The following is a 23,205-nucleotide window of genomic DNA, read 5'->3' as shown; positions in this document are numbered from 1 at the left end:
CCCCGCGCTCAGGCCGCCTCGGGGTGCGCTCCGGCCGCCCCCGCCGGGGTGGGCTCGCGCGGCGGCGTGGACACCGCTTCCGCGGCGGCGCAGGCCGCCAGCAGGTCACGCACCGACACCGCGGGCACGGACAGCGGGCGGGGCGGGCTCTCGTGATGCTCTGCGGGCTGCACGGACGCCTCCTGGGCTGGGGGCGAGGTTAGGTGAACCTAACCAAGGGGTACGACCATGTGACCACGCCCGGGAGCCCGGACGCAACAGCGTCCCGACACGATGTCGGAAACACTGCACGAACTGATGCCCCCGAAGGGCGTACGGACGCCGTCCCTCGTCCCGCCCGGCGTACCCGCTCCCGGAGCCCCGCCCCGGTGCCGGTCCGGCACCCCGTCCGCGCACCCGGGCGCAGAGCCCCGGGCGGCTGAGACGGCCGGGCGGGTGACGCGACGGACCGGGCGGGGCGGGGCGGACCCGGACGAGTGAGACGCCGAGGCAGGACCTGACGCGCGAGACGCCGAGACCGGTGACAAGGCGGACCGGGCGGGCGGGGCGGACCCGGACGAGTGAGACGCCGAGGCAGGACCTGACGCGTGAGACGGCGGGCAGGACGCCGGGGGACGCCGGGGGACTCAGGCGGCCAGGACGGTGAGGTCCACCGTGGACCAGCGGTCGCCGAGCCCGGTCAGCGTCACCTGGCGCACCTCGTCGTCGGTGTCGCCGACCGCCCGGTGGATGGCGACGTGGAGCCGGTCGTCGGTGAGCCCCTCGACCTTCCCCTCGCCCCACTCCACGACCACCACCGACTCCGGCAGCGAGACGTCGAGGTCGAGGTCCTCCATCTCGTCGAGCCCGCCGCCGAGGCGGTAGGCGTCGACGTGCACGAGCGGCGGGCCGTCCCCGAGCGGGGGATGCACCCGGGCGATGACGAAGGTGGGCGAGGTGACGGCACCCCGGACCCCCAGCCCCTCGCCGAGGCCCCGGGTCAGGGTCGTCTTGCCCGCGCCCAGCTCCCCGCTGAGCATCACCAGGTCCCCCGAGCGCAGCACCTTGGCCAGGCGCCGCCCGAGCTCACGCATCTGTTCGGGGGAGGTGACGGTCAGCCGGGCCTCAGCCGGGCTGTGCGGTGCTGCTGCTTCCATAGCCACCCACGGTAGCCCCTGCGGGGACGGCCCCCGCACGGGTGAGAAGGTCGGCGAGCCGGTCGGTGACCACTTCCGGGTGCTCCAGCATCACCAGGTGCCCGGCGTCCGGGACGAGCACCAGCTCCGCGTCCGGCAGCAGGTCGGCGATGGCCTCGCTGTGCTCGCTCGGTGTGACGAGGTCGCGCACCCCGGCCAGCACCAGCACCGGCAGCTCGCGGAAGTGGGTGAGCGCCTCGGCCTTGTCGTGCTCGGTGAAGGCGGGGTAGAACTCCGCGACGACGTCGATGGGCGTGCCCTCGATCATCCGCTCGGCGAACCGCGCGACGGCCGGGTCGACGTCCCGCGAGGCGAACGAGTACCGCTTGACGACCCCCGCGAACAGGTCGGCCGTCGCCCGCCGGCCCCGTTCGACCAGCTCGGCCTGCTGCCCCAGCGCCCGCAGCACACCCGGCAGCACCCGCCGCACCGCGTTCACCCCGGCCACCGGCAGCCCGAAGTCGACCCGGGCGAGCCCGCCCGAGGAGGTGCCGACCAGGGCGACGGCAACCACCCGGTCCCGCACCAGCTCCGGGTACTGGGCGGCCAGTGCCATCACCGTCATGCCGCCCATGGAGTGCCCGACCAGCACGATGGGCCCCTCCGGCGCGGCGGCGTCGAGCACGGCCTTCAGGTCCTGCCCGAGCCGGTCGATCGTCACCGGCTCGTCGCGCTCGATCTGGGCGTGGCCGCGCCCGGACCGGCCGTGGCTGCGCTGGTCCCAGTGCACGGTCCGCACGACACCGCGCAGCGCCGCCCGCTGGAAGTGCCAGGAGTCCTGGCTGAGGCAGTAGCCGTGGCTGAAGACCACCGTGACGGGGGCGGGCGCCTTGCGGCCGAACAGCCTGCGCCGGCGGGGCGTGCCGCCGCCCTCCGGGTCCACCTCGTCGACCTCGTAGTACAGCTCGGTGCCGTCGTCGGCGTACGCCTTGCCGGGCGTGCCGCGCAGCGCCCCGTACGGCCCGGCCGAGTCCAGGGCCAGCCGCGCCTTGCGGCGCATGCCGCGTCCCACGGTCATCCGCTCCAGGGCGACGCCGGCCGCCGCGCCCGCCGCGACGACGCCCACCGCCATGCCCGCGATCCCGGTGGCCCGGCGCCAGCTCCCGGCCGCCCCGGTGGCGGAGGCGACGGCCGCGACGGCCTCCGCGCTGCTCTCGCTCACGTACCGCTCCTCACTCGGTGTGCCGCTGTGTGGTGTGTGGTGTGTGTGCCGGGGTGCTGCTGCCGTTGCCTGTCGCTCGTCGCGTGTTGCTCGCTGCCTGTTGCTCGCTGCCTGTTGCTCGTCGTGTGTTGCTCGTCGCGTGTTGCTCTGTGCCTGCTGCCTGCTGCCTGTGCCGTGGTGCCTGGTCGTCGTGCCCGGTGCGTGCCGTCCGCCGCCCGGGTGCCGCGGGGCGGCGGGTTGCCACCGTACGCGAGGGCGATCGGGCGGGTCGCCACCGCACGCGGGTGACGTCGGGCACGGACGCCTCCGCCCGGCCCGGCGCGCTCGCGCGGGTGCCGGCCGCCGCGGAGGGCCGCCCCTCTCCCCGCCCGGTGCGTCGCCCGGCCTGCCCCCGGGTCGCCTGCCCGGCTTCCCGCCGGCCGTCCTGCGCGTCCCCCGCCCGTTCTACCTGTTCTACCCGTTCTGCCCGTTCGGCTCCTCGTTCAGGTGGATGCGGGGAACCCGGCCGCCGATCCGCGTCACGATCTCGTAGGCGATGGTGCCCGCGGCGTTCGCCCAGTCCTGCGCGGTGGGCTCGCCCTGGTCGCCGGGGCCGAAGAGGACCGCCCGGTCGCCCTCCACGGGTTCGTCCCCGCCGAGGTCGACGACGAACTGGTCCATGGCGATCCGTCCGGCCACCGTGCGCCACTTGCCGCCGACCAGGACGGGCCCGGTGCCGGAGGCGTGGCGGGGGATGCCGTCCGCGTAGCCGACCGGGACCAGGGCGAGGGTGGTGTCGCCGGCCGTCGTGTAGTGGTGGCCGTAGCTGACGCCGTGGCCGGCGGGCACGTGCTTGACCAGGGCCAGCGACGCCGAGAGCGTCATCACCGGGCGCAGCCCCAGCTCGGCGGAGGTGCCCAGCTCCGGGCTGGGCGAGATGCCGTAGACGGCGACGCCCGTGCGGACCAGGTCGAAGCGGGCCTGCGGGAGCGTGAGCGCGGCGGGCGAGTTGGCGATGTGCCGCACCTCGGGGCGGACGCCCCGCCGTTCGGCGTGGGCCAGCAGCTCGCGGAACACGGCCAGCTGGCCGGCGACGGAGGGATGGCCGGGCTCGTCGGCACAGGCGAGGTGCGACCACAGCCCGGTGACACGGATCAGACCCGCGCGTTCGGCCTCCAGCGCCTCGCCGACCAGGGCGTCCCAGTCTCCGGGCTGGCAGCCGTTGCGCCCGAGCCCGGTGTCGGCCTTCAAGTGCACGCGGGCGGGCCGGCCGGCCTGCCGGACGGCCGCGGTGACCTCGCGCAGCGCCCACAGGCCGCTGACCGACACGTCGAGGTCGGCCTCGACCGCCTCGCGCCAGGGCCCGCCGGGCACCCACAGCCAGCACATGATCCGCACGTCCGTGAGCCCGGCCGCGCGCAGCGCGAGCGCCTCCTCGGGCGTGGCGGTGCCCAGCCAGGTCGCCCCCGCGGCCAGGGCCGCGCGGGCGCAGGGCACGGCTCCGTGGCCGTAGGCGTCGGACTTCACCACGGCCATCACGGCCGCGCCGGACGCCTTCGCGCGCAGGGTGCGCACATTGGCCCGCAGCGCGGCCAGATCGATCTCGGCGCGGGCGCGCAGCGGGGCGGAGGGCAGGCTCGCAGTCTCACTCATCCCGCCCAGTGTCTCAGAGCGCTCCGGCGGCCCCCGGCGGGCTCACGCTCACCCCCAGGCGGCGGGACCGCGCCCCGCGGAGGGTGCGGGCTCCGGCGCGCCCCGGCTCACCCGGACGTACGAAAGTCGGGACGCGGACCGCACGGGCGGCCGCCGGGACGGTACGGGCCACCGGCCGCACGGGCGGCGCACGGGGTCACCGGCCGCGGGCCGCGGGAGCCGCGGGCCGTACGAGCGACGGACCCCGCAGCGCGCGAGCGGCGGGCTGCGGGCCGACGGACGCGCCCCCGCCCGTAGGGTGCTCGGCATGAGCATCATCGGGGTCGGCATCGACGTGGCGGAGATCGACCGCTTCGCCGCGGCCATGGAACGCACGCCCGGACTCGCCCGGCGCCTCTTCCTGGACGAGGAGCTGCTCCTGCCGTCCGGGGAGCGCCGCGGGACCGCCTCGCTGGCCGCCCGCTTCGCGGCGAAGGAGGCGCTGGCCAAAGCTCTGGGCGCGCCGGCCGGCCTGCTGTGGACGGACGCGGAGGTCTATGTGGAGGCCGGCGGCCGGCCGCGGCTGCGGGTGACGGGCACGGTCGCGGCCCGCGCCGCCGAACTCGGGGTCAGCTCCTGGCATGTGTCGCTGAGCCACGACGCGGGCGTGGCCTCGGCGGTGGTGATCGCGGAGGGCTGACGGCAGACTCGTCGTCATGCGTACTGCGTACAGCGTGGAGACGGTCAGGGCCGCCGAACGGAGCCTGATGGCGCGCGTCCCGGAGGGAGCGCTGATGCAGCGGGCCGCCGCGGGGCTGGCCGCGGCGTCGGCGGAGCTGCTCGGCCGGGTCTACGGCAGCCGGGTCGTGCTGCTGGTCGGCACCGGGGACAACGGCGGGGACGCCCTGTACGCGGGGGCCCGCCTGGCCCGCCGGGGTGCGGGCGTGACGGCGGTGCTGCTGTCGGCGGCGGCCCACGAGGGCGGGCTCGCGGCACTGCGCCGGGCGGGCGGGACGGTGCGGGGGACGCCGGACGCCGAGCGGCTGATCGAGCGGGCGGATCTGGTGCTGGACGGGATCGTCGGCATCGGCGGCAGGGGCGGGCTGCGCGCGGACGCCGGGCCGCTGGCCGCCGCGGCGGGCCGCTCCCGGGCCGCGGTCGTCGCCGTCGACCTGCCCAGCGGGGTGGACGCGGACACCGGCGAGGTGCACGGCGCGGCGGTCCGCGCGGACCTGACGGTCACCTTCGGCACCCACAAGCCGGCGCTGCTCGTGGACCCGGCCCGGGAGCATGCCGGGACGGTCCGGCTGGTCGGCATCGGTCTGGGCCCCGAACTGCCCGCGGAACCGGAGCTGGAGGCGCTGCAGCACGCCGACGTGGACCGTCTGCTGCCGCTGCCGTTCGCCGAGAGCGACAAGTACCGGCGGGGTGTGGTCGGGGTCGCGGCGGGTTCGGCCCGCTATCCGGGCGCGGCGGTGCTGGCGGTGTCGGGTGCCCTGCGGGGCGGTGCGGGGGCCGTCCGCTACGTCGGACCGGCGGGGGACGCCGTCGTCGCCCGCTTCCCGGAGACGCTGGTGTCGGACCGCGGACCGGCCGCGGCGGGCCGGGTGCAGGCGTGGGTGGTGGGCCCCGGGGCGGGAGACGACGCGGCGACGGTCGCGGAGGTCGTCGCGGCGGACGTGCCGGTGCTGATCGACGCGGACGGCCTGCGGCTGGCCGAGCGGGACGCGGTGCGGGCCCGTACCGCCCCGACCCTGATGACCCCGCACGCGGGCGAGGCGGCCGCGCTGCTCGGGGTCACCCGGGAGGAGGTCGAGGGCGCCCGGCTGAAGTCGGCCCGGGAGCTGGCGGAACGGTACGGGGCGACGGTGCTGCTGAAGGGTTCGACGACGCTGGTCGCCGAGACCGGCCGGCCGACCCGGGTGAACCCCACGGGCACGCCCTGGCTGGCCACGGCGGGCAGCGGCGACGTCCTGTCGGGCCTGGCCGGGTCCCTGCTGGCGGCGGGCCTCCCCCCGCGCGACGCCGGCAGCGTCGCGGCCTACCTGCACGGCCTGGCGGGCCGCTATGCGGCGGACGGCGCCCCGGTGGGCGCCCACGCGGTGGCGGAGGCCGTCGAGGAGGCGTGGCGGGACGTACGCGGCTGACCGCGGCGGAGCACGAAGCGGCCACCGCGCCGCCCGGCAGCCCGGCCGGGCCGCCGGGCCGGGCCGCCGGGCCGGGCCGCCGGGCCGGGCCGCCGGGCCGGGCCGCTCGCCACCCGGGGACCGGAGGGCGCGGCCGGCCACGGCCCGGTACGCGGGCACGCCCCGGACGCGGCCACGCCGGGCGGCCACGCCGGGCGGCCGCGTCAGGCGACCGGGCCGCGCCACCGCCCGGGACGACCACGCCGGGCCACCGCACGGACGCCCCCGCAACGACCGCGCCGGACCGCCACCCCGGACGACCGCCCGGGACGACCATCCGGACGCCCTCGCGGGACGACCGTGCCGGGCCACCCTCCGGCAGGGCCGTCCGGGGCGGCGGTCCGGGCCGGGCCCGCTAGCCGGGGCGGGGCGGGGCGGCGGGCCGCTACTCGACCGTCACCGACTTGGCCAGGTTCCGCGGCTGGTCCACCTCGTTGCCCCGGGCCGTGGCCAGTTCGCAGGCGAAGACCTGGAGCGGGACCGTCGCCACCAGCGGCTGGAGCAGGGCCGGGGTCGCGGGGACACGGATCAGGTGGTCCGCGTACGGCACGACGGCCTCGTCGCCCTCCTCCGCGACGACGACGGTCCGCGCACCCCGCGCCCGGATCTCCTGGATGTTGGACACGATCTTGTCGTGCAGCACGGACCGGCCGCGCGGCGAGGGCACCACCACCACGACCGGGACGCCCTCCTCGATCAGCGCGATCGGGCCGTGCTTGAGTTCGCCCGCCGCGAAGCCCTCGGCGTGCATGTAGGCGAGTTCCTTGAGTTTGAGGGCGCCCTCCAGGGCCACCGGGTGGCCCACGTGGCGGCCGAGGAACAGGACGGTGTTCCGGTCGGCCAGGGTGCGGGCCAGCTCGCGCACCGGCTCCATGGTGCGCAGGACCTCCTCCACCGCGCCGGGGATGCGCGACAGGTCCCGGACGACGGCCCGGATCTCGTCGGCCCGCCGGGTGCCGCGGACCTGGCCCAGGTAGAGGGCGACGAGGTAGCAGGCCACGAGCTGGGTCAGGAACGCCTTGGTGGAGGCCACCGCCACCTCCGGCCCGGCGTGCGTGTAGAGCACGGCGTCCGACTCGCGGGGGATGGTGGAGCCGTTCGTGTTGCAGATGGCGAGGACCTTGGAGCCCTGTTCGCGGGCGTGCCGCAGCGCCATCAGCGTGTCCATGGTCTCGCCGGACTGCGAGATGGCGACGACCAGCGTGCGGGGGTCGAGGATCGGGTCGCGGTAGCGGAACTCGCTGGCCAGCTCCACCTCGCAGGGGACACGGGTCCAGTGCTCGACGGCGTACTTGGCGATCAGTCCGGCGTGATGGGCCGTGCCGCAGGCGACGATGACGACCTTGTCCGTCTCGCGGAGTTCGGCCGCCCCGATCCGGACCTCGTCCAGGGTCAGCGATCCGGCCGCGTCGACGCGGCCGAGCAGGGTGTCGGCGACCGCCTTGGGCTGTTCGGCGATCTCCTTGAGCATGAAGTAGTCGTAGCCGCCCTTCTCGGCGGCGGCGGCGTCCCAGTCGACGTGATAGGGGTGCACGTCGGCGGGGGTGCCGTCGAAGCCGGTCACCGTGACGCCGTCGCGGCGCAGTTCGACCACCTGGTCCTGGCCGAGCTCGATCGCCGACCGGGTGTGCGCGATGAACGCGGCGACGTCGGAGGCGAGGAACGCCTCGCCCTCCCCCACACCCACCACGAGCGGGGAGTTGCGGCGCGCGCCCACGACCACGTCCGGGTCGTCGGTGTGCACCGCGACGAGGGTGAAGGCGCCCTGGAGGCGGCGGCACACCAGCCGCATGGCCTCGGCGAGGCCGGCCGTGCCGGAGCACTCCTCCGCCAGCAGGTGGGCCACGACCTCGGTGTCCGTCTCGGACGTCAGGACATGGCCGCGTCCGGCGAGTTCGGCGCGCAGCGCGGCGAAGTTCTCGATGATCCCGTTGTGGACGACGGCCACCCGTCCGGCGTTGTCCAGGTGGGGGTGGGCGTTGGCGTCGGTGGGCGCGCCGTGGGTGGCCCAGCGGGTGTGTCCGATGCCGGTGGTGCCGGCCGGCAGCGGGTGCTCGGCCAGTTCCTTGTCGAGGTTGACGAGCTTGCCGGCCCGCTTCGCGGTGGCGAGTCCGCCGTCCGCGAGCACGGCGACGCCCGCCGAGTCGTACCCGCGGTACTCCAGCCGCTTGAGGCCGGCCATGACGACGTCGAGGGCCGACTGGGGCCCTACGTATCCCACGATTCCACACATGTGCGGCAGCCTACGGTCGGGCCGGTGACCGAACACGGCTCCGCGTGCCCGATTCCGGAAATTCTCGGCCCGTTTCCGTCGCCCGTCGCGGGCGTCGCACGGAGCGCACACGGCCGGCCGGGACACGGCGGCACCGGAGCACGGCCGCCCCCGGGGTGACGGAGCCCACCCGCCGCCGGGGGCGAACTCCGTTAACAATGAACTGTGATCTCTCCGGTCTCCTCGATGCCCCGGAGCGCCCACCGGCCCAGGCCGGAGGCGACTCCCTACGTCGACCTCACCCGAGCCGAGTGGAGCGCGCTGCGCGACAAGACGCCGCTGCCGCTCACCGCCGAGGAGGTCGAGAAGCTGCGCGGTCTCGGCGACGTCATCGACCTCGACGAGGTGCGGGACGTGTACCTGCCGCTGTCCCGGCTGCTCAACCTGTACGTCGGTGCGACGGACGGGCTGCGCGGCGCGCTGAACACGTTCCTCGGCGAGCAGGGCTCGCAGTCCGGCACCCCGTTCGTGATAGGGGTCGCCGGGTCGGTCGCGGTCGGCAAGTCGACCGTGGCCCGGCTGCTGCGGGCGCTGCTGTCGCGCTGGCCGGAGCATCCGCGGGTGGAACTGGTCACCACCGACGGGTTCCTGCTGCCGACCCGGGAGCTCCGGGCGCGCGGCCTGATGTCCCGGAAGGGCTTCCCCGAGTCGTACGACCGGCGGGCCCTGACCCGGTTCGTCGCCGACATCAAGGCCGGCAAGGACGAGGTCACGGCCCCGGTCTACTCGCACCTGATCTACGACATCGTGCCCGGCGAGAAGCTCACGGTCCGCCGCCCGGACATCCTGATCGTCGAGGGCCTCAACGTCCTCCAGCCGGCCCTGCCCGGCACGGACGGCCGCACCCGGGTGGGTCTGGCCGACTACTTCGACTTCAGCGTGTACGTCGACGCCCGCACGGAGGACATCGAGCGCTGGTACCTCAACCGCTTCCAGCGGCTGCGGGAGACGGCGTTCCAGAACCCCTCCTCGTACTTCCGCCGGTACACGCAGGTGTCGCAGGAGGAGGCACTGGAGTACGCGCGCACGATGTGGCGCACCGTCAACCGGCCCAATCTGGAGGAGAACATCGCCCCCACCCGCGGCCGCGCCACCCTGGTCGTCCGCAAGGGCCCCGACCACAAGGTGCAGCGTCTGAGCCTGCGCAAGCTCTGAGGGCCGGCCTCCCCCGGCTGCTACAAAGAGCGCATGCTGCACCTGCGCCTGATCACACCGGCCGAGACGACCGAGGCCGTCATCCGGCTGATCGAGCACGCGCCGGGCACCGCGCACCTGGTGGTCCTGCCGGGTGCCGCCCGCAGTCCCGCCGGGGATGTCGTCCTGTGCGACGTGGCCCGGGAGGCCGCCGACGGGCTCATCGGCGGCCTTGAGGGCCTGGGGATCGTGTCGGCGGGCTCGATCGCGGTGGAGAACGTCGAACTGTCGCTGTCCGCGCACGCCGAGCGGGCCGAGCGGGAGGCTCCCGGCGAGCCGGCCGACGCGGTCCTGTGGGAGCAGCTGACGGAGGTGACGCACGAGGAGTCGACGATCAGCATCACCTACGTCGGCTTCCTGAGCGTCGCCACCATGATCGCGGCCTGCGGTGTGATGCTCGACAACGCCATCCTCATCGTGGGCGCGATGGCCGTCGGCCCCGAGTTCGGGCCGCTGGCCGGCGTCAGCACGGCCCTCGTGCAGCGCACCCCGCGGTCGGCGTGGCGCTCGCTGTGGGCGCTGCTCGCCGGGTTCGCCGTCGCCATGGTGCTGACCGCGGGCTTCGGGTCGCTGATGGACGCCTTCAGTCTGTTCCGGGAAAGCATGATCGAGGCGCCCCGCCCCAACACCGCCTTCATCTGGCAGCCCAACATGACGTCGTTCGTGGTGGCGTTCCTCGCCGGCATCGCCGGCACCCTGTCCCTGACCTCGGCCAAGTCGGGTGCCCTGATCGGCGTGGCCATCTCGGTCACCACGGTCCCGGCGGCCGCCAACGCCGCCATGGCCCTCAGCTACCGCGACTACCCGCAGACCTGGGGCTCCACGGTCCAGCTCCTGAGCAACCTGGGCGCGATCATCGTCGCGGGCACGCTGACGCTGCTGGCCCAGAAGTGGCACTGGGCCAGGCAGCGCAGGGCCTCCGTGCGCGGCTGAGGGCAGGCGCCCCGGCGGCGCGGGCCGCACGGGAACGCCGCGGCTTGCCGGAGCGCGGACCGGCACCGGAGAGGGCCGGCCGTACGGGAGGCCGCGGCGGGCGACCCGCCCGCCGCGGCACGGCACCTGACGCCTCGAAGGCACCCTTCGAACCGGCGTCCTCGGTCCGGCTCCTCGGTCCGGCTCCTCGGTCCGGCGTCCTCGGATCCGGTACTCCGGAGCCCGGCGCCGCCGGTCCCGGCCGGCCGACGGGACCGGGGCCGAAGCGGCCGGCGGGACGACCGAGACCGAGGACCGCGGCTGGACCGACGACGGACGCCGGACCGACGACGGACGCCCGACCGAGGACGGACGCCCGACCGGCCGGGACCGATGCGGCCGGACCGAGGACGGCAGCCGGGCCGGGGACGGCGTCGGCCGGTACGGCCGGTGCGGCCGGTGCGGCCGGTGCGGCCGGTGCGGCCGGATCAGCCGAGCGCGGACTTCACCGCGTCGGCGAGCCGCCCGGCGACGGACCGCGCGTGGTCGATGTCCGCGGCCTCGACCATCACCCGGACCAGCGGCTCGGTGCCGGAGGAGCGCAGCAGGACGCGTCCGGTCCCGCCCAGTTCCCGCTCGGCCTCGGTGACGGCGGCCGACAGTTCGGCGGACGTCGTGACCCGGGACTTGTCCACGTCGGGCACGTTGATGAGCACCTGCGGCAGCCGCTGCATCACACCGGCGAGGTCCCGCAGGCTGCGCCCGCTCTGCACCACCCGGGCGGCCAGCATCAGGCCGGTGAGGGTGCCGTCGCCGGTGGTGGCGTGGTCGAGGATGATCACGTGCCCGGACTGCTCGCCGCCGAGGGCGTAGCCGTGCCGCTTCATCTCCTCCAGCACGTAGCGGTCGCCGACGGCGGTCTGCACCAGCTGGATTCCCTCGCGCTCCATGGCGAGCTTGAAGCCGAGGTTGGACATGACGGTCGCCACCACGGTGTCGGAGCGCAGCGCCTCGCGCTCGCGCATGGCGAGGGCGAGGACGGCGAGGATCTGGTCGCCGTCGACCTCCGCACCGGTGTGGTCGACGGCGAGGCAGCGGTCGGCGTCGCCGTCGTGCGCGATGCCGAGGGCCGCGCCGTGCTCGACGACGGCGGCCTTCAGCTTGTCGAGGTGGGTGGAGCCGCAGCCGTCGTTGATGTTGAGCCCGTCGGGCTCGGCCCCGATGGTGACGACCTCGGCCCCGGCGCGCGAGAACGCCTCGGGCGAGACCCGGGCGGCCGCGCCGTGCGCCTCGTCCAGGACGATCCGCAGCCCGTCGAGCCGGTTGGGCAGCACACCCACGAGGTGGGCGACGTACTTGTCGAATCCCTCGTCATAGGTGCGCACGCGGCCGACGCCGGCTCCGGTGGGCCGGTCCCAGGGGGCGCCCGTGCGGTGCTCCTCGTACACGGACTCGATCCGGTCCTCCAGCTCGTCGGCGAGCTTGTGGCCGCCGCGGGCGAAGAACTTGATGCCGTTGTCGGGCATGGCGTTGTGGCTGGCGGACAGCATGACGCCGAGGTCGGCGCCGAGGGCGCCGGTCAGATAGGCGACGGCGGGCGTCGGCAGCACGCCGACCCGCAGCACGTCCACCCCGGCGCTGGCCAGCCCGGCGACGACCGCGGCTTCCAGGAACTCCCCGGACGCGCGCGGGTCCCGTCCGACCACCGCGGTCGGCCGGTGGCCCTCGAAGGTGCCCGCCTCGGCCAGCACATGCGCCGCCGCGACGGAGAGACCGAGAGCCATCTCGGCCGTCAGATCCGCGTTGGCGACACCGCGCACGCCGTCCGTGCCGAAGAGTCGTCCCACTTGTCCTCCTGAGAAAAGCGTCAGTTCGGGAAGGGTGTGCCGGTGCGGCTCGCGCACGCCGCTTCCGTTCCCGGGCTCTCGAGCCAGAGCATCACATCACACAAGCCGTAGAACGTCTTGTGTCGTTATACGCCCATCACTGGGATAAACGAACGCCCCGGCGGCACTGTGGCGTGCCGCCGGGGCGTTCGGAGTACGCGGGTCGGGGCGCGGGGCCCCATCGGCGTACGAGCAGGCAGCGAAGCTTAGCGCTTGCTGTACTGCGGAGCCTTGCGGGCCTTCTTCAGACCGGCCTTCTTGCGCTCGACCGCACGGTCGTCGCGGCGGAGGAAGCCGGCCTTCTTCAGCGCGCCGCGGTTGTTGTCGACGTCGGCCTCGTTCAGCGCACGGGCGACACCGAGACGCAGGGCGCCGGCCTGGCCGGAGACACCGCCGCCGGCGATGCGGGCGACGACGTCGTAACGGCCCTCGAGCTCCAGGACCTTGAACGGCTCGTTGACTTCCTGCTGGTGCACCTTGTTCGGGAAGTAGTCCTCGAGGGTGCGACCGTTGATCTTCCACTTGCCGGTGCCCGGGACGATCCGGACGCGGGCGATGGCGTTCTTGCGACGGCCCAGGCCGGCGGCCGGCTGGGGCTCGCCGAAGCGGGAGGCGAGGGACTCGGAGGTGTACTCGCCCTCCACCGGGACCTCGGTCTCGGTGGTGTAGCTGTCGATGTCAAGCTCTTCGAGCGGCTGCTCGGCAGTGGTCTCGGCCACGATTCTCCTCAGATTCTGTTCAGTCTTAGGGGGTGGCCGGACTTACTGCGCGACCTGGGTGATCTCGAACGGCACCGGCTGCTGCGCAGCGTGCGGGTGCTGGTCGCCCGAGTAGACCTTCAGCTTCGTGAGCATCTGACGGCCCAGGGTGTTCTTGGGAAGCATGCCCTTGACGGCCTTCTCGACGGCCTTCTCGGGGTTCTTCGCCAGCAGCTCGTCGTAACGGACGGAACGCAGACCACCCGGGTAACCGGAGTGGCGGTACGCCATCTTCTGGGTCCGCTTGTTGCCGGACAGGTGCACCTTGTCCGCGTTGATGATGATGACGAAGTCACCAGCGTCGACGTGGGGGGCGTAGATCGGCTTGTGCTTGCCCCGCAGAAGGGTGGCTGCGGTGGTGGCGAGACGGCCGAGGACAACGTCCTGGGCGTCGATGACGTGCCACTGGCGCGTCACATCGCCGGGCTTGGGGCTGTACGTACGCACGGTTCGTAGCCTTCGCTTCTTCAGTGGATGGTCCTGACAAGGCCACCGAAGACGATCACGACAGCCCAGACCGCACTGCGGTGACGCAAACCGCGTGCTGGTCGCTGGTCATCGGCCCGGTGGACCGGTGTAAGGGCCCGTCCCGTGAGAATGAGCAAGCCAATACACAACGAACACGCAGGATACCTGCGGCGCCACGGCCGGGTCAAAACGAGTCCGGCCGACCCGGCGCGGCCCGTGCCCGGCGGCCCGTACGCCCTGCTCAGACACGGTACGGCAGCCCGCTCGGACACCGGACGGCACCCGACCGCACCGCCCGCGCCCGGCGGCGCCCGGCCGCACCCGCCGTGAGGGGCCGCATGCGCAGGGTGCGGGCCAGGCGCCCGGACGCCCGGCGGGCAGCTCCGGCGGGACCGGCGAGACCGCCCGCGCCGGACCCCTAGCAGCAGAATCACCGCAGGTCAGCGACGTGCGGGCGGCGCCGTACACCCCCGGTGACCCGGCCGGCCCGGGCGCCCCGGCGCGGGCAGCGGGGCCCCGGCGCGCGCCGGCCGGGCCCGCGCCCGGGCGGAGCGGAACGCGGCCCACCACTGCGTCCGGGCACCTCTAAGATGCACCCCCATGAGCTATGGGCAGGGGGGACCTCCGTCCCAGTGGGATCCCTGGAAATCGAACGCGCAGCAGTCCTGGCACAGCGGCGCCGACCGCACCCCGGACTGGGCGGCGCTGGCGGAGGCCTCCGAGGCGCGCAAGAAGCGGCGCAGGCTGCTGGTCATCGGCGGCGGCGCGTTCGCCACGGTGGCCGTGGGCGCGGCCGTGGCCATGGCGGTGGTCTCGGCGAACGGCGGCGGCACGAACGAGGGCCGCCCGGCCTCCTCGCTGCCGGCCACGGCGGGCCTGCCCACCTCCTCCGGCCCGGCCCCGTCCTTCGATCCGACCACGGCCCCGCCGCCCCTGGACCCGAAGGACTTCATCGCGTCCGCGCAGAAGGACACGGCCCCCCTCAGCCCGGACATCCTCTTCCCCGGCACCCAGCTGACCATGGGCGAGACCGTCTACCGCAAGGGCCCGACCGCGGACACCAAGGACTGCGCCGAGGGTGCCCAGGGCACTTTGCCCAAGGTCCTCACGGACGGCGGCTGCACCCGGCTGCTGCGGGTGACCTACGTCAAGGACGGCATCGCGGTCACCGTCGGCGTGGCCGTCTTCGACACCGAGGCCGAGGCCACCGCGGCCAAGGGCGAGGCCGACTCCGGGAGCCTGGTGCGCGCCCTGCCCGGGAACGGCGTCAAGCCCTTCTGCGCCGGTGCCGTCTGCCGCTCCACCACCAACAGCTACGGCCGCTACGCCTACTTCACCGTCACCGGCTTCACCGACGGCAAGGACGTCACCACCAAGGACACCGCGGTCTTCACCCAGGGCGACGACCTCGCGGAGTTCGCCTTCCGCCAGATACGCCGCCGCGGCGAGGCCCAGGCCTCCGCGGCGGCCCAGGGCTGAGGCCCGCCCGCCGCGGCCGCGGGGCGCATCCGCCCCGCCCCGCGCCGCCCGCCCGCACAGCCCGCCCGCACAGCCCCGAGCGGGCCCCGGGCACGCGCCGCCGGGGCGGCCCCGCTTCCGCGGTGCGGCGGGCCTTCAGTGCACCTGGCCGCGCACCCGGCGGGCCTGGCGCTGGCGGTCGGCGAGCAGGCCGTCGGACGGGTAGGCGACCTCTTCCAGGGTCAGCCCGTGCGGGCGTACGACGTGCACGGCACTGTCACGGACCCGTGCGTCGAGGACCTTGCGCGGCCACGTCACGTCCCGGTGGCCGTCGCCGACGAACAGCAGCGCCCCCACCATGGAGCGCACCTGGTTGTGGCAGAACGCGTCGGCGCGGACCTCGATCTCCACGACGCCGCCGGCGGTGCGCCGCACCTCGAAGCCCAGGATCTCGCGGACGGTGGAGGCGCCCACCCGCTTCTTCGCGTACGCGGCGAAGTCGTGCTCCCCGACGAGGGACCGGGCGGCGGCGTCCATCACGCCCGTGTCCAACGGCCGGTCGTGCCAGAGCACATGGTTGCGCAGCAACGGGTCCACCCCGCCGGGCCGGTCGCAGACACGGTAGACGTAGCGCCGCCACAGCGCCGCGAAACGCGCGTCGAAGCCCGCCGGGGCCTCGCTGAGCGCCCACACCCGGACGTCCTTCGGCAGCCGCCCGGCCAGCCGCTTCAGCAGCTTCTCGCGGTGCTCCGCCCACAGCTGCGCGGGGAGGTCGACGTGCGCGACCTGGCCGCGCGCGTGCACACCGGCGTCCGTGCGGCCGGCCACGGTCAGGTCGTACGTGGTCGCGCCCGACCGGGTCACGGTCCGCAGCGCGTCCTCGACCTCGGCCTGCACGGTCCGCTCACCGCCGGCCTGCTTGGCCCAGCCGTGGAAGCCGCCGCCGTCGTAGGACAGGTCGAGCCGGACCCGGACGAGCCCGGGCTGTACTTCGTCACTCACACAGGGATCCTCTCCGGTACGGCAAAGCGGGCCCGCCCCGGGTAGGGGGCGGGCCCGCCAACGCCCCTGAGGGGCGCGGGAACCTCACGGCCGCCACGGCTGCGCCGTGGCATCGGCCGGCGGTCCCCGGCGAACGCTCACGCGTCCTTGGACTCCTCGGCGGGAGCCTCGGCGGCCTCGGTCTCCTCGGCCTGGGTCTCGGCCTTGGCCTCCTCGGCCTCCTTGACCGCGCGCTTGGTGGCGGCCTCGGCCTCACCCACGGCGTTCTGCTGCACGGTCAGCGCCTCGACCAGCTCGATCACGGCCATGGGCGCGTTGTCGCCCCGGCGGTTACCGATCTTGGTGATGCGGGTGTAGCCACCGGGACGGTTCTCGTACCGCGGGCCGATCTCGGTGAAGAGCGTGTGGACGATGCTCTTGTCCGTGATGACCTGGAGCACCTGGCGGCGGTTGTGAAGGTCGCCCTTCTTCGCCTTGGTGACCAGACGCTCGGCGTACGGGCGCAGGCGGCGGGCCTTCGCCTCGGTGGTGGTGATGCGGCCGTGCTCGAACAGCGCCTTCGCGAGGTTCGCGAGGAGCAGCTTCTCGTGCGCGGCGCTGCCGCCCAGACGGGCACCCTTGGTGGGCTTCGGCATGGTTCTTCTCCTGTGTGTCTGCCCCGGCCGTGTCAGGTACCGGGGTCAGTATCCGAGCAGGCGGGTTTGCCTGTCGGAGATCCGGGGCGTCCCCCAGGGGGCGCCCCGGAAGGGGTGGAGCACTCAGTACTGCTCGGTCTCCACGAACCCGGCGTCCGCGTCGTCGTCGGCGCCGAAGGCGTCGGCGGCGGCGGTCGGGTCGAATCCGGGCGGGCTGTCCTTCAGGGCCAGGCCCATGCCGGCCAGCTTCGCCTTGACCTCGTCGATGGACTTCGCGCCGAAGTTGCGGATGTCCAGCAGGTCGGCCTCGGAGCGGGCGACGAGCTCACCCACGGAGTGGATGCCCTCGCGCTTGAGGCAGTTGTAGGAGCGGACGGTGAGCTCCAGCTCCTCGATCGGCAGCGCGAGGTCGGCGGCCAGGGCGGCGTCCGTGGGGGACGGGCCCATGTCGATGCCCTCGGCGTCGATGTTCAGCTCGCGGGCGAGACCGAACAGCTCGACCAGGGTCTTGCCGGCCGACGCCATGGCGTCACGCGGCCGCATGGCCTGCTTGGTCTCGACGTCGACGATCAGCTTGTCGAAGTCGGTGCGCTGCTCGACACGCGTGGCCTCGACCTTGTACGTGACCTTGAGCACCGGCGAGTAGATCGAGTCGACCGGGATACGGCCGATCTCCTGGCCCACCTGCTTGTTCTGCACGGCGGAGACGTAGCCGCGACCGCGCTCCACGGTCAGCTCCATCTCCAGCTTGCCCTTGCCGTTGAGCGAGGCGAGGACGAGGTCGGGGTTGTGCACCTCGACACCGGCCGGGGGCGCGATGTCGGCGGCGGTGACCAGACCCGGGCCCTGCTTGCGCAGGTACATCACGACCGGCTCGTCGTGCTCCGAGGAGACGACCAGCTGCTTGATGTTGAGGATCAGGTCGGTGACGTCCTCCTTGACGCCCGGCACGGTGGTGAACTCGTGCAGGACGCCGTCGATGCGGATGCTGGTGACGGCGGCACCCGGGATCGAGGACAGGAGGGTACGGCGGAGGGAGTTGCCGAGGGTGTAGCCGAAGCCCGGCTCCAGCGGCTCGATCACGAACCGGGAGCGGAACTCGTCGACGACCTCTTCGGTCAACGAGGGACGCTGAGCGATCAGCATGTGTGGATCAGATCCTTCTTTCGTGGACGCCCGCTATTTGACGCCCGACGGAGACCGCGCCCGGGAGAGCACGGGTACTGCAAGGGTACGGGCGGCACGGCCCTGAGGGACGTACCGCCCGAACACCACACCGGAAGCGGACCGGCACCGGACCCGCGGCGGCCGAGGCCGCCGCGGACCGCGGATCAGACCCGGCGGCGCTTCGGCGGACGGCAGCCGTACCGCAGTCGTACGGGGGACAACCCCCGCACCCCCGGCCGACGGCCACCCGCCGCGGACCGCGGATCAGACCCGGCGGCGCTTCGGCGGACGGCAGCCGTTGTGCGGGGTGGGGGTGACGTCCTGGATGGAGCCGACCTCCAGACCCGTGGCCTGCAGGGAGCGGATCGCGGTCTCACGACCGGAACCCGGACCCTTCACGAACACGTCGACCTTGCGCATGCCGTGCTCCTGGGCACGGCGGGCAGCCGACTCGGCGGCCATCTGCGCGGCGAACGGCGTGGACTTCCGGGAGCCCTTGAAGCCGACGTGGCCGGCGGAGGCCCAGGAGATCACGTTGCCGGACGGGTCCGTGATGGACACGATCGTGTTGTTGAACGTGCTCTTGATGTGCGCGTGGCCGTGAGCGACGTTCTTCTTTTCCTTGCGGCGCACCTTCTTGGCAGCGCCCTGACGTCCCTTGGGGGGCATCTACAAACTCCTACGGGAGGTGGTCGGTCCTACAGCGAAGACCGTGGACAGGTGTCCGCTGCGGACTACTTCTTGCCCGGCTTCTTCTTGCCGGCGATGGCGCGACGCGGGCCCTTGCGGGTACGGGCGTTGGTGCTGGTGCGCTGACCGCGGACGGGCAGACCGCGACGGTGACGCAGACCCTGGTAGCAGCCGATCTCCACCTTGCGGCGGATGTCGGCCTGGATCTCACGACGGAGGTCACCCTCGGTCTTGATGTTGTTGTCGACGTACTCGCGGATCGCGACGAGCTGCTCTTCGCTCAGGTCGCGGACGCGGGTGTTGGGGTCGACGCCGGTCGCCGCCAGCGTCGCCTGCGAGAGGGTCCGGCCGATGCCGAACACGTAGGTGAGGGCGACCTCCACGCGCTTGTCGCGCGGGATGTCAACACCGGAAACGCGTGCCATTCAATGGCTCCTGGTGATTCTTCGGAGGTCTTCCGCAGAACCGGCTCCCAGCCGCCGTACGAGGTACGAACTGGGTCCCCGGCCTCCGAAACCGGGGGTGTCGGACGGAAGACTTCCCGTCCGGGTCCTGCGTATGAACATATTCAGCTCGCGTCGCGCGAAACTCTGCGGCAGAGGTGCAGAGGGTGAGATCGGTGTGCGATCAGCCCTGGCGCTGCTTGTGGCGCGGGTTGTCACAGATGATCATGACCCGGCCGTGACGGCGGATCACCCTGCACTTGTCGCAGATCTTCTTGACGCTCGGCTTGACCTTCATGGGGTGAGGCTCTCCGGGTCAGTTGCCGGCGGCCCCGCTCACACGGGACCCGGGCAAGATCTACTTGTAACGGTAGACGATCCGGCCACGCGTCAGGTCGTACGGAGACAGCTCCACCACGACCCGGTCGTCAGGGAGGATGCGGATGTAGTGCATGCGCATCTTGCCGCTGATGTGTGCCAGGACCTGGTGGCCGTTCTGGAGCTCGACCTTGAACATGGCGTTCGGCAGAGACTCGACGACAGTGCCCTCGATCTCGATGGCACCTTGCTTCTTGGCCACGCTTCGCCCTTCGAATCGACTACCTTGATCGGCTCTGTGCGGGCCGCACTGTCCGCGGGCATGCGGACATGCGGGTACACAAGAGCCGACGAGTCAGTCTACGTCAGGGCACCCGGAAAGACGAATCGAGGCAGTCTGCCCCGTCGGGGAGATCCTTACGCCAGCGGATCGGGCGCGGCCGTGATGCCGTACTCGGCGAGCTTGGCCCGGCCGCCGTCGGGGGCGGTCAGCACCAGGGGGCCCTGCTCGGTGAGGGCGACGGAGTGCTCCCAGTGGGAGGACCAGGTGCCGTCGGTGGTGACGACCGTCCAGTCGTCCTCCAGGACCTCGGTGCGCGGGGTGCCCAGGGACACCATCGGCTCGATGGCCAGGCAGAAGCCGGGCACCAGGCGCGGGCCCTTGCCGCGGCGCCGGTCGACGTAGTTCAGCAGGTGCGGGTCCATGTGCATCTCGGTGCCGATGCCGTGGCCGCCGTAGTCCTCGACGATGCCGTAGCGGCCGCCGCCCACCCGGGGCTGGCGGCGGATGTAGGTCTCGATCGCCTTGGAGATGTCGACGAGGCGGTTGCCCTGCTTCATCGCGGCGATGCCGGCCCACATCGACTCCTCGGTCACCCGGGAGAGCTCGACCAGCTCCGGCGCGTGACCGGACCCCACGAACGCGGTGTAGGCGGCGTCGCCGTGCCAGCCGTCGACGATCGCGCCGCAGTCGATGGAGATGATGTCGCCGTCCTTGAGGACGACGTCCTCGGACGGGATGCCGTGGACGACGACCTCGTTCACGGAGGTGCAGATCGTCGCGGGGAAGCCGCCGTAGCCGAGGAAGTTCGACTTGGCACCGTGCTCGGCGAGGACCTTGCGCGCCACCTCGTCCAGGTCCTTCGTGGTGGCCCCGGGCACCGCGGCCTCACGGGTGGCCGCGTGGATGGCGGCCACGACCAGGCCCGCCGCACGCATCGTGGCGATCTGCTCGGGGGACTTGATCTGCACCATGGGGAACGGGGCCTTTCTCGGACCGGGGGGTGGGGCGCTGTCCACGATACGTGGCAGCGGGCCGGGGCTGAACTCGCACGGCGGACCGGCCGGCCGCGCCGCCGGTGCACACCCCGGGGCGCGCGGCCGGGCGGCAGCGGACCGCGACGGGGCGGGCCCGCGCACGGCGCCCGGCATGCGGGCTACGGGCGGGGGCGGCCGAGGAGGCGGGACGGCCGCCGTCCGGGGGCCGCACCGGGCGGCCGCGGACGGGGAGCGACCCGCGCACCGCACGGCCGCGGACGGGCACCCCGCGGACCGCGCGGCCGACGCACCGGGAGCCGGCGCCGCGGCGGGAAGCCGCGGTCCGGCCCGCGCCGCAACGGCTCCGGGCCGCTCCCGCAGGGCCCGCACGCCGCAGCCGCGGCCCCGTTCGGCGGGAGCCGCGGCTGTACGCGGGGCGGGCGGGGTTACGCGTCCTCGCGCGTGAGCGCGGCCAGCGCGCGCTCGGTGACCTCGTCGACCGGGCCCATCGCCTCGATGGTGACGACCAGGCCCTGGGTCTTGTAGTAGTCGATGATCGGCTCGGTCTGCGTGTGGTAGACCTCCAGCCGGTTGCGGACCGTCGCCTCGGTGTCGTCGTCGCGCTGGTACAGCTCACCGCCGCAGACGTCGCAGACGCCGTCCTTCGCCGGCTTCTTGTACGTCACGTGGAAGACGTGGGCGGAGTCGTTGCGGCAGATGCGCCGGCCGGCGATCCGCTTGACGACCTCCTCCTCGGGCGCCTCCAGGTCCAGCACCGCGTCCAGCGTGATGTCCTCGCCCTGCAGCAGCTCGTCCAGCGCCTCGGCCTGCGAGACGTTGCGCGGGAAGCCGTCGAGCAGGAAGCCGTTCTCGGCGTCGGGCTGCTCCATGCGGTCCTTGGCCATGGCGATGGTGACCTCGTCGGGGACGAGGTTCCCGGCGTCCATGTAGGACTTCGCGAGCTTGCCGAGCTCCGTCTGCCGGCTGATGTTGGCGCGGAACAGGTCGCCCGTGGAGATGTGCGGTACGCGGAGCTTCTCGGCGAGTCGGGTGGCCTGCGTGCCCTTACCCGCGCCCGGCGGCCCGACGAGGACGATTCGCATCAGCGGAGGAACCCTTCGTAATTGCGCTGCTGGAGCTGGCTCTCGATCTGCTTCACCGTCTCGAGGCCCACACCCACGATGATCAGGATGCTGGTTCCACCGAACGGGAAGTTCTGGTTTGCATTGAAACCGACCAACGCCATCGTCGGGACGAGAGCGATCAGACCCAGATACAGCGAGCCCGGCCAGGTGATCCGGTTGAGCACGTACGACAGGTACTCAGCGGTCGGTCGGCCAGCCCGGATGCCCGGGATGAAGCCACCATACTTCTTCATGTTGTCGGCAACGTCTTCGGGGTTGAAGGAGATGGCCACATAGAAGAAGGCGAAGAACACGATGAGCAGAAAGTACATCGTGATGTAAATCGGGTGGTCACCGCGGACGAGATTGGACTCGATCCAGGTCTTCCAGCCCGAGTTGCTGTTCGAGAACTGAGCGATCAGCGCCGGGATGTAGAGCAGCGAGGAGGCGAAGATGACCGGGATCACACCGGCCTGGTTCACCTTCAGCGGGATGTACGTGGACGTACCGCCGTAGGCACGGCGCCCGATCATCCGCTTCGCGTACTGCACGGGGATCCGGCGCTGGGCCTGCTCGACGAAGACCACCAGGCCGACCATCACCAGGCCGACGAGGATGACGGTGCCGAACTCGATCCAGCCGTCCGCGAGGTCACCCTGCTCCTTGATCGACCACAGGGCGGCCGGGAAGGTGGCGGCGATGGAGATGAACATCAGGATGGACATGCCGTTGCCGATGCCGCGGTCGGTGATCAGCTCACCGAGCCACATGACGGTGGCCGTACCGGCGGTCATGGTGATGACCATCGTGATGGTCACGAAGATCGACTGGTCCGGCACGATCGAGCCGGCCTGCGGGCAGCCGCTGAACAGCGCGCCGCTGCGGGCGGTGGCGACCAGACCGGTGCCCTGGAGGACGGCCAGCGCCACCGTGAGGTAGCGGGTGTACTGCGTGATCTTCGCGGTACCCGCCTGCCCCTCCTTCTTGAGGGCCTCCAGGCGCGGGATGACCACGGTCAGCAGCTGGAGGATGATGCTCGCCGTGATGTACGGCATGATTCCCAGCGCGAAGATCGTGATCTGGAGCAGCGCACCGCCGCTGAACATGTTGACCAGACCGAACAGGCCCTGGTTGCCGGATGCCTGGTCCACGCACGCCTGTACGGCGCGGTAGTCCACGCCGGGGATCGGGATGTGGGTACCGACCCGGTACACCACGATGATGCCGAGCGTGAAGAGGAGCTTCTTGCGCAGGTCGGGCGTCTTGAACGCCCGGGCGAACGCGGTGAGCACGGTGCCTCCTGCGACCCCCGCGCCAGTGCGTCAAGGGTGACGGTCTTGAGGTTCGACGAATACGTAACGGTCAACTGCCGCTCAAGGTGCCCCGGCCGGGGCATCTCGTGAAAGTTGGCAGTGCAGGCCACCTTACCGGCGAGACTGCCACCCTAGGAACGACCAACCGGGGATACCCCTTTTGTGGGGTATCCC

23 protein-coding genes are annotated in these 23,205 nt (G+C 72.9%); 5 read left to right on the top strand and 18 right to left on the bottom strand.

What is annotated here, in order from left to right; all coding sequences use genetic code 11:
• Nucleotides 1–8: 8 nt before the first annotated feature.
• From AC5K6T_RS01080 to alr, 4 genes are all read right to left on the bottom strand, one after another.
• On the bottom strand, nt 9–173 hold the full coding sequence (locus AC5K6T_RS01080; RefSeq protein WP_493204835.1) for a hypothetical protein: 165 nt from the start codon (nt 171–173) through the stop codon (nt 9–11).
• Between the two features lie 453 nt (nt 174–626).
• Entirely contained in the window at nt 627–1,136 is a 510-nt protein-coding gene (gene tsaE, locus AC5K6T_RS01075) for a tRNA (adenosine(37)-N6)-threonylcarbamoyltransferase complex ATPase subunit type 1 TsaE (protein WP_493204834.1), read from the bottom strand.
• Complete coding sequence (locus AC5K6T_RS01070) at nt 1,105–2,337, bottom strand: alpha/beta fold hydrolase (protein WP_493204833.1); 1,233 nt, start codon at nt 2,335–2,337, stop codon at nt 1,105–1,107. Before AC5K6T_RS01070 ends, tsaE begins: the two co-directional genes overlap by 32 nt.
• Nucleotides 2,338–2,790: 453 nt before the next feature.
• A complete protein-coding gene (gene alr / locus AC5K6T_RS01065) occupies nt 2,791–3,969 on the bottom strand; it encodes an alanine racemase (protein WP_493204832.1) in 1,179 nt (392 codons plus the stop codon).
• Nucleotides 3,970–4,276: 307 nt separating this feature from the next.
• Here alr and AC5K6T_RS01060 point away from each other — a divergent pair, with 307 nt between their 5' ends.
• Together AC5K6T_RS01060 and AC5K6T_RS01055 are read left to right on the top strand one after the other, a co-directional pair.
• Nucleotides 4,277–4,648 (top strand): holo-ACP synthase, encoded by a 372-nt coding sequence (locus AC5K6T_RS01060; protein ID WP_493204831.1) that lies wholly within the window; start codon nt 4,277–4,279, stop codon nt 4,646–4,648.
• A 16-nt stretch (nt 4,649–4,664) separates the two neighbouring features.
• Nucleotides 4,665–6,095, top strand: a complete 1,431-nt coding sequence (locus AC5K6T_RS01055) for an NAD(P)H-hydrate dehydratase (protein ID WP_493204830.1) — start codon at nt 4,665–4,667, stop codon at nt 6,093–6,095.
• 424 nt (nt 6,096–6,519) lie between these two features.
• Here the strand turns inward: AC5K6T_RS01055 and glmS are convergent, their stop codons facing one another.
• Nucleotides 6,520–8,367: a glutamine--fructose-6-phosphate transaminase (isomerizing) gene (gene glmS / locus AC5K6T_RS01050; RefSeq protein ID WP_493204829.1), complete on the bottom strand. Its 1,848-nt coding sequence runs from the start codon at nt 8,365–8,367 to the stop codon at nt 6,520–6,522.
• 225 nt (nt 8,368–8,592) lie between these two features.
• Between glmS and coaA the strand changes: the two genes are divergently transcribed.
• On the top strand, nt 8,593–9,561 hold the full coding sequence (gene coaA / locus AC5K6T_RS01045; protein ID WP_493207269.1) for a type I pantothenate kinase: 969 nt from the start codon (nt 8,593–8,595) through the stop codon (nt 9,559–9,561).
• 33 nt (nt 9,562–9,594) lie between these two features.
• Nucleotides 9,595–10,533, top strand: a complete 939-nt coding sequence (locus AC5K6T_RS01040) for a DUF389 domain-containing protein (protein ID WP_493204828.1) — start codon at nt 9,595–9,597, stop codon at nt 10,531–10,533.
• Between the two features lie 467 nt (nt 10,534–11,000).
• Here the strand turns inward: AC5K6T_RS01040 and glmM are convergent, their stop codons facing one another.
• The 3 genes from glmM to rplM form a co-directional block, all read right to left on the bottom strand.
• Nucleotides 11,001–12,359, bottom strand: coding sequence for a phosphoglucosamine mutase (gene glmM, locus AC5K6T_RS01035; RefSeq protein ID WP_493204827.1), 1,359 nt, complete (start codon nt 12,357–12,359; stop codon nt 11,001–11,003).
• Nucleotides 12,360–12,604: 245 nt separating this feature from the next.
• Entirely contained in the window at nt 12,605–13,117 is a 513-nt protein-coding gene (gene rpsI, locus AC5K6T_RS01030; RefSeq protein WP_493204826.1) for a 30S ribosomal protein S9, read from the bottom strand.
• Between the two features lie 42 nt (nt 13,118–13,159).
• Entirely contained in the window at nt 13,160–13,603 is a 444-nt protein-coding gene (gene rplM / locus AC5K6T_RS01025) for a 50S ribosomal protein L13 (RefSeq protein ID WP_228621211.1), read from the bottom strand.
• Nucleotides 13,604–14,224: 621 nt separating this feature from the next.
• Between rplM and AC5K6T_RS01020 the strand changes: the two genes are divergently transcribed.
• Entirely contained in the window at nt 14,225–15,103 is an 879-nt protein-coding gene (locus AC5K6T_RS01020) for a hypothetical protein (RefSeq protein ID WP_493204825.1), read from the top strand.
• A 135-nt stretch (nt 15,104–15,238) separates the two neighbouring features.
• Here AC5K6T_RS01020 and truA read toward each other — a convergent pair whose 3' ends face one another.
• The 10 genes from truA to secY all read right to left on the bottom strand — a co-directional run bounded on the left by truA (nt 15,239) and on the right by secY (nt 23,010).
• The gene (gene truA / locus AC5K6T_RS01015) at nt 15,239–16,084 is read right to left on the bottom strand and encodes a tRNA pseudouridine(38-40) synthase TruA (RefSeq protein WP_493204824.1); all 846 of its coding nucleotides are present in this window, start codon (nt 16,082–16,084) and stop codon (nt 15,239–15,241) included.
• Nucleotides 16,085–16,221: 137 nt separating this feature from the next.
• Nucleotides 16,222–16,719: a 50S ribosomal protein L17 gene (gene rplQ / locus AC5K6T_RS01010; RefSeq protein ID WP_493204823.1), complete on the bottom strand. Its 498-nt coding sequence runs from the start codon at nt 16,717–16,719 to the stop codon at nt 16,222–16,224.
• A gap of 123 nt (nt 16,720–16,842) precedes the next feature.
• On the bottom strand, nt 16,843–17,865 hold the full coding sequence (locus AC5K6T_RS01005; protein ID WP_362090629.1) for a DNA-directed RNA polymerase subunit alpha: 1,023 nt from the start codon (nt 17,863–17,865) through the stop codon (nt 16,843–16,845).
• A gap of 285 nt (nt 17,866–18,150) precedes the next feature.
• Nucleotides 18,151–18,555, bottom strand: coding sequence for a 30S ribosomal protein S11 (gene rpsK, locus AC5K6T_RS01000; RefSeq protein WP_003956432.1), 405 nt, complete (start codon nt 18,553–18,555; stop codon nt 18,151–18,153).
• 65 nt (nt 18,556–18,620) lie between these two features.
• Nucleotides 18,621–19,001 carry a 30S ribosomal protein S13 gene (gene rpsM, locus AC5K6T_RS00995; RefSeq protein ID WP_015658452.1) on the bottom strand — a complete coding sequence of 127 codons (381 nt, stop codon included), beginning with the start codon at nt 18,999–19,001 and terminating at the stop codon, nt 18,621–18,623.
• Between the two features lie 202 nt (nt 19,002–19,203).
• Nucleotides 19,204–19,317: a 50S ribosomal protein L36 gene (gene rpmJ / locus AC5K6T_RS00990; protein WP_003948619.1), complete on the bottom strand. Its 114-nt coding sequence runs from the start codon at nt 19,315–19,317 to the stop codon at nt 19,204–19,206.
• 60 nt (nt 19,318–19,377) lie between these two features.
• On the bottom strand, nt 19,378–19,599 hold the full coding sequence (gene infA / locus AC5K6T_RS00985; RefSeq protein ID WP_003948620.1) for a translation initiation factor IF-1: 222 nt from the start codon (nt 19,597–19,599) through the stop codon (nt 19,378–19,380).
• Between the two features lie 155 nt (nt 19,600–19,754).
• Nucleotides 19,755–20,591, bottom strand: coding sequence for a type I methionyl aminopeptidase (gene map / locus AC5K6T_RS00980; protein ID WP_493204822.1), 837 nt, complete (start codon nt 20,589–20,591; stop codon nt 19,755–19,757).
• 449 nt (nt 20,592–21,040) lie between these two features.
• On the bottom strand, nt 21,041–21,697 hold the full coding sequence (locus tag AC5K6T_RS00975) for an adenylate kinase (RefSeq protein ID WP_493204821.1): 657 nt from the start codon (nt 21,695–21,697) through the stop codon (nt 21,041–21,043).
• The gene (secY, locus tag AC5K6T_RS00970) at nt 21,697–23,010 is read right to left on the bottom strand and encodes a preprotein translocase subunit SecY (protein WP_493204820.1); all 1,314 of its coding nucleotides are present in this window, start codon (nt 23,008–23,010) and stop codon (nt 21,697–21,699) included. The genes AC5K6T_RS00975 and secY overlap by 1 nt, the downstream gene beginning before the upstream one ends.
• Between the last annotated feature and the right edge of the window lie 195 nt (nt 23,011–23,205).

It is taken from the genome of Streptomyces sp. B8-7, assembly GCF_058833805.1.
The sequence above is the reverse complement of the archived record's forward strand: the minus strand, read 5'-3'. Positions and strand labels throughout refer to the sequence as shown.

Coding starts and splice junctions, on each gene's coding strand:
- tsaE (WP_493204834.1), bottom strand. CDS start 1,136: ATGGAAGCAGCAGCACCGCACAGCCCGGCTGAGGCCCGGCTGACCGTC.
- alr (WP_493204832.1), bottom strand. CDS start 3,969: ATGAGTGAGACTGCGAGCCTGCCCTCCGCCCCGCTGCGCGCCCGCGCC.
- AC5K6T_RS01060 (WP_493204831.1), top strand. CDS start 4,277: ATGAGCATCATCGGGGTCGGCATCGACGTGGCGGAGATCGACCGCTTC.
- AC5K6T_RS01055 (WP_493204830.1), top strand. CDS start 4,665: ATGCGTACTGCGTACAGCGTGGAGACGGTCAGGGCCGCCGAACGGAGC.
- glmS (WP_493204829.1), bottom strand. CDS start 8,367: ATGTGTGGAATCGTGGGATACGTAGGGCCCCAGTCGGCCCTCGACGTC.
- coaA (WP_493207269.1), top strand. CDS start 8,593: ATGCCCCGGAGCGCCCACCGGCCCAGGCCGGAGGCGACTCCCTACGTC.
- AC5K6T_RS01040 (WP_493204828.1), top strand. CDS start 9,595: ATGCTGCACCTGCGCCTGATCACACCGGCCGAGACGACCGAGGCCGTC.
- AC5K6T_RS01020 (WP_493204825.1), top strand. CDS start 14,225: ATGAGCTATGGGCAGGGGGGACCTCCGTCCCAGTGGGATCCCTGGAAA.
- rplQ (WP_493204823.1), bottom strand. CDS start 16,719: ATGCCGAAGCCCACCAAGGGTGCCCGTCTGGGCGGCAGCGCCGCGCAC.
- AC5K6T_RS01005 (WP_362090629.1), bottom strand. CDS start 17,865: ATGCTGATCGCTCAGCGTCCCTCGTTGACCGAAGAGGTCGTCGACGAG.
- rpsK (WP_003956432.1), bottom strand. CDS start 18,555: ATGCCCCCCAAGGGACGTCAGGGCGCTGCCAAGAAGGTGCGCCGCAAG.
- rpsM (WP_015658452.1), bottom strand. CDS start 19,001: ATGGCACGCGTTTCCGGTGTTGACATCCCGCGCGACAAGCGCGTGGAG.
- rpmJ (WP_003948619.1), bottom strand. CDS start 19,317: ATGAAGGTCAAGCCGAGCGTCAAGAAGATCTGCGACAAGTGCAGGGTG.
- map (WP_493204822.1), bottom strand. CDS start 20,591: ATGGTGCAGATCAAGTCCCCCGAGCAGATCGCCACGATGCGTGCGGCG.
- AC5K6T_RS00975 (WP_493204821.1), bottom strand. CDS start 21,697: ATGCGAATCGTCCTCGTCGGGCCGCCGGGCGCGGGTAAGGGCACGCAG.